The sequence below is a fragment of the Xenorhabdus sp. SGI246 genome (genome assembly GCF_040838225.1).
Classification (GTDB): Bacteria; Pseudomonadota; Gammaproteobacteria; order Enterobacterales; family Enterobacteriaceae; genus Xenorhabdus; species Xenorhabdus indica.
In genome coordinates, this window is the sequence record NZ_JBFPEZ010000019.1 from 1 (window position 1) to 2,456 (window position 2,456).

Annotated in this window: 3 protein-coding genes; all 3 read left to right on the plus strand. The window is 31.8% G+C overall.

The annotated features are described in order from the left end of the window. Nucleotides 1–285: 285 nt before the first annotated feature. The 3 genes from ABLA85_RS05210 (at nucleotide 286) to ABLA85_RS05220 (ending at nucleotide 2,410) form a co-directional block, all read left to right on the plus strand. Entirely contained in the window at nucleotides 286–975 is a 690-nt protein-coding gene (locus ABLA85_RS05210; RefSeq protein WP_367961982.1) for a replication initiation protein, read from the plus strand. A gap of 167 nt (nucleotides 976–1,142) precedes the next feature. Next, on the plus strand, nucleotides 1,143–1,622 hold the full coding sequence (locus tag ABLA85_RS05215; protein WP_367961984.1) for an Hcp family type VI secretion system effector: 480 nt from the start codon (nucleotides 1,143–1,145) through the stop codon (nucleotides 1,620–1,622). A gap of 2 nt (nucleotides 1,623–1,624) precedes the next feature. Then, a complete protein-coding gene (locus ABLA85_RS05220; protein WP_367961986.1) occupies nucleotides 1,625–2,410 on the plus strand; it encodes a DUF4225 domain-containing protein in 786 nt (261 codons plus the stop codon). Nucleotides 2,411–2,456: the final 46 nt, after the last annotated feature.

A 2,456-nucleotide genomic window follows, 5' to 3' on the forward strand; every position in this document is an offset into this window, starting at 1 on the left:
ACTTATCCACAGGGTGCGCTCTTTTTAACTTGTTTTTCTTGTTTTTATTCTTGTTTTCGGTCGTTTTTTTATTAATTAAATCAAACAATTACATGCTAATAGGCAATGCTTTTGACGGTAATAGGCAATGCTTTTGACGGTAATAGGCAATGCTTTTGACGGTAATAGGCAATGCTTTTGACGGTAATAGTCACAAGAAAAGGTAATATTTTAAATAAATACATTGCTTTTTTGTGAGGTAATAACTACTTTTAATTTATTTCCGATAACATTAGAGGAATCATCATGAGTGAACTTGTTGCTTACAAATCGAATGCACTGATTGAAGCCAGTTACAAACTAACATTGCAAGAACAACGGGTGTTATTGATGTGTATAGGGAAGCTCAATCCTCAAGATGAAAAACCAGAAAATACCTTTCAGTTAACCGCTAAGGAATTTTGTTTAGCTTTCCCTGATATGGGTAAAGAAAATGCAGAACGTCGATTACAAGAAGCAATAGAACGCTTATGGGATAGAACTATATCGATAACTAAAAAAGATGAAAAACGTGAAATACGCTGGATTCAAGAAAAAGCCAAGTATTTTAGCGGAGAAGGTAAAAGTGAAATAGTTTTTTCAGATTCAATTATGCCATATCTAACCCAATTACAAGGGCAGTTTACAAAGATAGCCATCAAGAACGTATCAGCTTTAAAAAGAACATATAGCATTCGTATATATGAGTTACTACAACAATTTAAGCAAACTGGCGATAGAATAATTTCCTTAGAAGATTTTCGTTCTATGTTAGGGATAGATGATAAATATAAGACATTTAAGTCATTGAACCAATTACTTTTAGTTCCAGCTTTAAAAGAATTAAATGAAAAAAGCGATTTAGTCATATCAGTAGATACAGTAAAGAAAGGCCGCACTGTGGTAGCGCTGCATTTTCAATTTAAAGAAGACAAACAAATAAAGATGGCGATATAATTCGCCGTTTATTTGGTTTATTTAAAATGAAAATAAAATTTAATTGACGCAATATAACCTAATATAAATACAATCACTATTTTTTCAAAAAATGATCAATGTCATTGACAAATAAAATGTTTTTTTTGTATTTTTGCATCACATCAAATATAGCTAAGGGAAATACAATGGCTAACATTATTTATTTAACAATAAAAGGTAATAAACAAGGGTTAATATCGTCTGGGTGTTCATCAGAGGATTCTATAGGAAATATTTATCAAACCGGACATGAAAACGAAATTTATATTTACGAATTAAATTCCTCTTTATCTAGAGAGCAAAATGTAAACCATTTTCCTATTAACATAAAAAAACCAATAGATAAATCAACCCCATTACTAGGAGTGGCAATATCAAACAATGAAGAATTGGAATGTACATTTAACATGTACAGGACAGATAACAGTGGCGGGTTATCTCTTTATTTTTCAATCAAAGTTATAGGTGCGACAATTTGCAATATTGATATTATTTGTCCAAACTCATCAACTCACAACGATGCTCAGCCATTAGAGAACGTATCATTTAAATATAAAAGTATTACATGGCAACATCACTTAGCTGGCACTAGTGGTTATAGCTTCTGGGAAGATAGGGTTTATTAATCATGTTTATAAATAGAAATAATGATTATTTATCCTCAATGGGAGCATTAACTGCTCGAAGTGTAACTGAATCTGCCTTATCAGTATCAACATTTCTAGAAAACTTTTCAGTTAAAAGAAAATTTCAAAATGAAATTAAAAAATTTACTGATTACAATTTAGGTACAATACTAAGCCAGTCATCCTCTGAATCCGATAAATCACAAGCGATACAAAACTTAAAGCAAGAACGGTTATATTTATCACAACAAGAGAATATTATAAGAAATAATATAGTTCAAAAATATGCAGCTATTGAAATAAAAAAGGAAAATGACGCGTACACTTATATTCTAAAAGGTATTGGTTTAGTCGCCGGAGCAGTGCAATTTATCACAGGTCTTGCGATTGTAACCGCAACAAGTACAACGGTGGTTGGCTATGTAGCAGGTTCGGCGCTCATTGTTCATGGTGCAGGGAATTTTGAAGAAAATTTAACATCATTACTTAATAACGATGCCGATTATAAAGGTTATTTGAGATTAGGCTATGAACATGCTTTTAATTTTATCGGGTCAAATAAAAGAACGGCAAATTTAGTTTATGGTGGTGTAGACATAGCTCTTTCTGGATACGGCGTATTTAGGAATGTATTAAAGCCTGAGGCATGGAGATTATTTTATTATATAAATGAAGATTATGTAACCAGTTATAAAGCTATGGGGGGTTATGCTCTATCATTTGAAATATCAGCAGATGGAGTAACATTAAAATCACTCTACGACGCATATAACACCCCGATTGAATGATGAGAGTAATCTTTACAGTCGTTTGTATTTTCGCATAAATATAAAC

Excerpts from the sequence above, each read along its gene's own strand:
- ABLA85_RS05215 (WP_367961984.1), top strand. The coding sequence starts at position 1,143 with ATGGCTAACATTATTTATTTAACAATAAAAGGTAATAAACAAGGGTTA.
- ABLA85_RS05210 (WP_367961982.1), top strand. The coding sequence starts at position 286 with ATGAGTGAACTTGTTGCTTACAAATCGAATGCACTGATTGAAGCCAGT.
- ABLA85_RS05220 (WP_367961986.1), top strand. The coding sequence starts at position 1,625 with ATGTTTATAAATAGAAATAATGATTATTTATCCTCAATGGGAGCATTA.